Here is a 6,548-nt window from a genome sequence, read left to right as displayed (position 1 = left end):
TTCTAATTATTAAAAGTTACTTTCATTCTAGGAATTCAATCAAAGAAGTAAAATGTTTATAACTCCCTAAATCTTGCCTATTCTTACAATATATAGTGTGAAGATGTGCATATTCTAGTTTGTATGTATCTGTTTATATTAGATTAACTGCCATTGGAGTGATATAAAATGCATGAAGAATTCGACATTGATAAATCACAAAGAATGATATCAACTTTAGAAAGTCTAGCTGTAAATCAATGGTTTACAGACTCCATCATCCCTGATGTTAAATTTATTCGCTCAAACCACTCACATCACCGTGAACCCGTAAAATACACTGAAGGTATCGTCATCATCCTTCAGGGAAGAAAAATAGCGCATCTATCTGGTGAGAAATTTACCTATGATCCTTATAATTACTTAGCTTTATCAGTCCCAATTGCTTTCGAATGTGAAACAATCACAAGTCCAGGCAAACCACTTCTGGGTATATCTATAAAGGTAACACCTGCGAAGGTCTGTGACCTTTTAAGAAAAATGAACGTCTCACCTCCCTCTGACTACGAGATATCAAGAGGCATGTTTTCAAATCCACTTCCAGATTGTTTACTTGATGCTATTTACCGTTTACTAGTTGCAGCAAATGACCCTCAAGATGGATTAGTACTTGGGCCATTAATAGTTGATGAAATCATTTACATGGTTTTGTGTAGTTCCCAAGGGGAGAAACTCAAAGCTTTAGCAGCAAAGCATGGTCGCTTTCATCAAATAATTAACGTCTTAAATAGAATGCATGAACATTATGACGAAAAATACGACATAGCTCAACTTGCTAAAAGTATAGGCATGAGTTCTACAGCTTTTCACAATGTATTCAAAGCTGTCACAGCAACAAGCCCATTACGGTATTTAAAAATTATTCGCCTCCAAAAGGCAAAAACACTTATGGTACAAGACGGGTTGAGTGCCAGTTTAGCAGCAACTAAAGTAGGATATGAAAGCCCATCACAGTTCAGCCGTGAATTTAGTCGATTCTTCGGCCGTTCACCAACTAGTGAAGTAGCAAGAATAAAGTCTCTAAACGTTAAAAAAATGGATTAATTCATACTTGACCTAGATTGGCTAAGTGTAAATGTGGTTAAGCTTAGGGGCATATATATGTTGTTGCATCATCTGAAACAACTTAACCTTTCGCTTGAATCAGGTAAATTTTGCAACAGTTCAACAACTAAGGATTCCCTCAGTAGTTATCTAATGAGCAATGCTCATGTTTTGCATATTAGCTAATTCTATTGCCGGTACTATGGCTTCTGAAATGATGTTTTGGGGCAAATCTGAGTCGACGAAACAGGCTGTTCCCTAATTGTGCAACAGGCTGGAGTATACAGTAAAAAATATGTCTATTTGCGTGTGAGTGAGTGACAGGCCTTTACTGGCAATGTTTCTTTTTGGTCTATAAAGCGTACATACTATGTATAATGGTGTGTACGCTTTTTTATCCCTGAAGGCTTAGCAAGGCGATGGTCTCACTGCGTGAAGACCATCACTCTGCCAAAAGGGTATTTAAGGGAATGATGGTAAAGTAAAATAATAAAGCCACTCCTGACGCTCGCACAGCTCACTACTCGCTAGGCATTTATGATTTTTCTTGACCATCCGCTGTGCCAGAGCTCCAGTCAGCAAGGCTCTGGACAAAAGCTTGTTACAGGTTTTGCTAATTTTGTAAATAACGAATTAGTTCAGATATAGCTAAACCAACACAGCGTCGAACTTCTATTTATTGGGTATTAGTCCTGACAAAATGGGGGATGCTATCATTCATGTAATCAAAATCCTTTCACATAGGGGGAAAGGTGAAGCGTTAGTCAAGATATCAGTACAGGGCTGCTTTTCCGAGCACTAGGAAGCAAATATGATTAAGCTCTTTACGCCCTTGCACAAAACCACTGTCCATAGTTTAGTATCAACAAGGAAATTTTATAAATAAAGCACAACCACCAATCCCAGATGATGATAGAGCAGTTAAACGAGATGGCAAATATGAGTATCAAATCTTTCCATCGTATATTCAAAAATGCTTACGGAAGAGTCGACGCAGTAATATATCCCAAATCGACACTCAGTCGAACAACAAGTCTATTCGTACACAAGTAAGTTTTAACATTGCTGCGATAACTGTGGGTTATAAGCAACTAAATTTAAATGGGATATTCACAGGCATTACAACGTCGCTTCCAATCAAGGCTAAGCACTTTGATACTCACTTATTGATATTTAGTCAGTCTAGACGTAAGTAACCTAAGGCTTGAGCCTAAACTCGACTGTCATTGGCCAACGAGAACTGTCTTGCATTGCTTTGGCAATAGACGCTGCTGAACCTTTCCCATATCGATTCTCGTATGCCTCATTAATCATGATGTGCAAACTTTCATCACCTTCTAGCTTAGATACTGCCATCTGATAATCGACGCCATCGACCATCATTAGGCACTCCCCTTTATCGACAAACGCCCAAAACCAACTGCTACGACTTTTTGTCCATGAACGAGCAAACAAGCGGCCATCAACTTCAACAATCCACATATTTAAATAATCTGGATAATCAACTGTTCGGATACCAACAACATCAAGTATCCTAATACGACTTATAAGTGCATCATTTGACATTTGATTCTCCAATAACGTTATTATCAAAGGGAATTTTACTCTATGTATTCGAGTAAAATTCCCACTTGATATAATTAACATAAATTTTTATTTCATGTACTTATCAAACCACCCGATTAAACGCTCCGGATGCTGGCCGAAATAATTGTAGCCAACCCAACGTCGAGTTGTGCCTTCGATCCAGAAAAAGTCTTTCTCTTTCGCTCCCAACAGTTCATATGTTTTTTCGCCATCAGAGTCTTCTGTCCACTTATCACCGCGAACTTGTACAATAAGTGTTGGCATAAAGATATCTTTTGCAAAAAGATGCGGTGTCATTTCACTATTTTTCAATCCACCGGCTTTAATTTGTTCAAAGTCTATTATTTCCGGAAACTCACCAGAGCCTTGTAAAACGGAATTTGCATAGTTCTTAGTGAAAACTTCCATAGAAACAACAAGAGGGCTAACCATACATGATACGTTTCTAAACAATTCAGGATGACGCGAAATAGCTTCGTACTGGGCATTACCTCCAGTGCACCGACTTAGCAAACCTACTTTCATTTTTGATAGCTCAGGGTGGTTATCAACGTATTGTTTTGCCCCTACACAATCTCGCCATTCATATCGCCCCACACCGCAAGCGCCATTGCCACCAGAGCCACTTCTTCCCAAATTACGTAGATCATAGGTAAGAATATTATAACCAGCGTCATGGAGGTGCTTTAGTTCAAATAGAAAATTGATTTCTGTAGGATCCATTACATCCCATGGTTCGAGATGTCCAGCAAGCCCATAACGGTTCATCGGTAGTGGATGGTTTGCGATGATTAGAAGATTAGAATCTGACGGTGCAGGGATATACCATGCTTCTAGAGGAACACCGTCAATGGCTGGAAAAAATACGTCAGTGTAGGCCATACCGTGTTCATCTGGCGTACGAAGAACTGGGCTTCTCATAGGTTTTGCTGAGAAATCAGCTACTGCTTTGATAACCTCAAATTGTTCTGGTGTTGGTTGATTAGTAGATGACATATAACGCTCCTTCAGTACAAATGGAAATAATCCATTCTTGCTTTCATGCTAAATGTAGAGGAGAGCATCAATTGTGCGTTTATCATTACTACCAAATGTATGTTCATTTCTACCAAAATAGAGCTATGTGCATTAATATCAGTCGCTTATATCGATTTCCTCTTACAGACTGTCTATCATTTTTGCACGTTTCTACCTTTTTCTTGTTAAAACAACCAATTTATCTTTTTTACTGGCGAATGTTTTGAGAATGTTCAATCATAAATAGAGACAATGAAAGGTTTGGGAACTAGTAGTATGTTCAGTGCTCACGATTTACAGGCGGTCAAATTAGAGTATGGCATCAGGGGTAAGTTGGGTTTTATCAACACAGAGATTTCCGGAGTTCACATATTTTATGCAGAAGAAGCTGTTCCATTAGACCCAATGTTATACCCTGCAGGTATTGCGATTATCTTTCAAGGCCGTAAACGAGTATTGTTTGGAAAAGAACGCTTTTTCTATGACAAAGACCATTTTTTGATCGTTTCTGTTTCCACACCGATCATGTGCGAGACCATAGCAGCACCAAAATCCCCCTTGCTCGGCCTATTTATTGATATTGACTTACAGAGCTTACAGGAAGTAGTCCTTGAAATGGGGATAACTAGTTCAGAAAATGATACAAGTATATTAGGTGTAAGTCCTGTTAAAATTGATGAAAAAATGGGGGAGGCTGTTACTCGCATGATTAAGACCCTACCCAATAGGGTTGAAAGTCGAATTCTTGGACAAGGGCTGAAAAAAGAGATCCTTTATAGAGCCATGAAAAGTGAACATGGTGAGGCTCTATATGCCCTCACAAAAAATAACTGTCCTCAGTTTAGGATCAACAAGGTAATTTCGTATATAAAGCACAACTACCAATCTCAGATTGCCATTGAGCAGCTAGCTGATTTGGCTAATATGAGTAACACTTCTTTTCATAGAAATTTCAAATTGCTTACTGGTGAGTCGCCACTACAATACATCAAAAAAACGAAACTCAGTCGAGCAAGAAGCCTAATTGTACACAATGGTACTAATGTTAACGCTGCTGCGGCCCAAGTGGGTTATAACTCACTATCGCAATTTTCACGTGACTTTAAACGGTTTTACAACGTCGCTCCAAATCATGCCAAGGGAATAGGCTACTCACTTATCGATACTTGGTCTGAATAAACGGATGTATCTTAGGGCTTAAAATAGATAGATATAAGTCAACTATATGTCTGAGTTATCAAGCGAAACTCTTGCTTAAGTGCATCAAGATCATTTGCGTCAAACATCATCACCTTTTTCATCATTAGCAATGGTTGGATAAAGCCACTTAATAATTAATCAGGCTATTTAATACTAGATATTTGGTAGCTTTGAGCAATGTCTTGGTAGAAGTGTTCATTGTTGATAGTAAGCTCGGCTCATAGAATAGCCAGCACATGTAGAGGGACAGTGTTCACTAACAAATGTGGTGACAGAAATGATTGTTACCGCTCAATACTTCTGAAGTATCAAAGTGAAAATGTTATGAAAAATGCACTAATCATTAATGCTCACCAACTCTGGCCTAGCTTTGCTGAAGGCAAGCTCAACCAATCATTCGTATCACTGGCTGAAAAGCGTCTAACCGCTCTAGGTTATGAAGTGAAAACAACTACCATTGAATTGTTGATGAAGAGGTTAAAAAGCATCAGTGGGCAGATTTGGTACTATTGGTACAAACGCCGCTTTACTGGATGAGTGCGCCGTGGCTATTCAACAAATACATTGATGACGTTTTCACTGCGGGGTTAGGCGGCCAGCTGATTTACCACGATGGTCGTGTGATTGATGATCCAAGCAAGCATTATGGTACAGGGGGTGTTGCACGAGGCCAAGGAAAGAAGTTTATGCTGGCTGCCACTCTAAATGCACCTGAGTACGCTTTTGACCAAGGTGAGTTCTTCGAAGGTAATGATAGCGATCAGCTATTTATGTGGCTACATAAGGTTTATCAGTTCAATGGATTTGAACCTCTACCGGGCTTTACCGCATATGACGTGATCAAAAACCCAACTATCGAAGAAGACTTCGAGAGCTTTGAAAAACACCTATTACAGCTATTTGCATAGCGAAAGTCTTCCTGCATAACAATATGATGCCAGCCCATATTCATATATGGGCTGAATAGCATGTTAGGTAAGCACGCCATAAACACCACAAAGTAAGGAATTGGTGTACCCAGTGGTATGGTGAGGTGAGTTCAAGCTCACCAAAACAGTGTGCCATAGTGACTACTTGCGAGTGCATTCCTGTCCCTTCACCTCGTTTCATCGAAGCATCTCACCGGTATTGGGCGTGTACGGTCCGATCCTTATATCAGAAAAGCTAAGCCAAATAACTTCGTCAAGCTTGATCTTAGAATTTTTGCTCTAACACGAAACGGGGCAATTTTTTGTTAGGCCTGGCTGTAAATGACATTACTTCGTACTTTTCTATCAATCATATACCGTAGCCAATCTATGGTTATTTGAGTTTAATGGGGCCTAAGTTTAACTCAATCGGACTAAATTAGTTGCCTATTCCAGCTAAGCATTTTTTACTTTATAGCTAACTATTTGATAGCCACCGAAGATACCTTCTCTGTATCGCGCTCATAAAAATTGTGGATCATCACCAGCAGCAACTGCTCGATATCCATGTTAAGGTAGGCGGCATCGTGTTGGAGCTTGCCATAAAGCTCCTTCGACACCTTCGTCTTGATGGTCTTTTCATCCGACAACAACTTGAATGAATCAAAGTAACTACCCGATAGCAGACCGCCGAGGCCCAGAACTGCATATAGTGGTGCACCAACGGCGGTTCCCATTGCTGCAATTCCGACC

At 39.6% G+C, this 6,548-nt stretch carries 7 protein-coding genes; 4 read left to right on the top strand and 3 right to left on the bottom strand.

What is annotated here, in order from left to right; all coding sequences use genetic code 11:
- The first annotated feature begins 168 nt into the window (after positions 1-168).
- Positions 169-1,083 carry an AraC family transcriptional regulator gene (locus tag BIZ37_RS28905; RefSeq protein WP_187464477.1) on the top strand — a complete coding sequence of 305 codons (915 nt, stop codon included), beginning with the start codon at positions 169-171 and terminating at the stop codon, positions 1,081-1,083.
- A gap of 1,197 nt (positions 1,084-2,280) precedes the next feature.
- Here BIZ37_RS28905 and BIZ37_RS28900 read toward each other — a convergent pair.
- Positions 2,281-2,649 (bottom strand): DUF2255 family protein, encoded by a 369-nt coding sequence (locus BIZ37_RS28900; protein WP_187464476.1) that lies wholly within the window; start codon positions 2,647-2,649, stop codon positions 2,281-2,283.
- An 87-nt stretch (positions 2,650-2,736) separates the two neighbouring features.
- Positions 2,737-3,666, bottom strand: coding sequence for a S9 family peptidase (locus BIZ37_RS28895; RefSeq protein WP_187464475.1), 930 nt, complete (start codon positions 3,664-3,666; stop codon positions 2,737-2,739).
- A 297-nt stretch (positions 3,667-3,963) separates the two neighbouring features.
- Here BIZ37_RS28895 and BIZ37_RS28890 point away from each other — a divergent pair, with 297 nt between their 5' ends.
- From BIZ37_RS28890 to BIZ37_RS28885, 3 genes are all read left to right on the top strand, one after another.
- Positions 3,964-4,866, top strand: coding sequence for an AraC family transcriptional regulator (locus BIZ37_RS28890; RefSeq protein ID WP_187464474.1), 903 nt, complete (start codon positions 3,964-3,966; stop codon positions 4,864-4,866).
- 345 nt (positions 4,867-5,211) lie between these two features.
- Positions 5,212-5,424, top strand: coding sequence for a hypothetical protein (locus BIZ37_RS30330; RefSeq protein ID WP_222939881.1), 213 nt, complete (start codon positions 5,212-5,214; stop codon positions 5,422-5,424).
- Positions 5,388-5,795 (top strand): NAD(P)H-dependent oxidoreductase, encoded by a 408-nt coding sequence (locus tag BIZ37_RS28885; protein ID WP_222939880.1) that lies wholly within the window; start codon positions 5,388-5,390, stop codon positions 5,793-5,795. Before BIZ37_RS30330 ends, BIZ37_RS28885 begins: the two co-directional genes overlap by 37 nt.
- Before the next feature lie 482 nt (positions 5,796-6,277).
- On the opposite strand, the gene BIZ37_RS28880 is transcribed toward BIZ37_RS28885, so the two are convergent.
- Positions 6,278-6,548: hypothetical protein (locus BIZ37_RS28880; protein ID WP_187464473.1), on the bottom strand; the 271-nt coding region annotated here is incomplete at its 5' end.

Source organism: Photobacterium sp. BZF1, assembly GCF_014349205.1.
Taxonomy (GTDB): Bacteria; Pseudomonadota; Gammaproteobacteria; order Enterobacterales; family Vibrionaceae; genus Photobacterium.
The sequence above is the reverse complement of the archived record's forward strand: the minus strand, read 5'-3'. Positions and strand labels throughout refer to the sequence as shown.

Coding starts and splice junctions, on each gene's coding strand:
- BIZ37_RS30330 (WP_222939881.1), top strand. CDS start 5,212: ATGAAAAATGCACTAATCATTAATGCTCACCAACTCTGGCCTAGCTTT.
- BIZ37_RS28900 (WP_187464476.1), bottom strand. CDS start 2,649: ATGTCAAATGATGCACTTATAAGTCGTATTAGGATACTTGATGTTGTT.
- BIZ37_RS28905 (WP_187464477.1), top strand. CDS start 169: ATGCATGAAGAATTCGACATTGATAAATCACAAAGAATGATATCAACT.
- BIZ37_RS28890 (WP_187464474.1), top strand. CDS start 3,964: ATGTTCAGTGCTCACGATTTACAGGCGGTCAAATTAGAGTATGGCATC.
- BIZ37_RS28895 (WP_187464475.1), bottom strand. CDS start 3,666: ATGTCATCTACTAATCAACCAACACCAGAACAATTTGAGGTTATCAAA.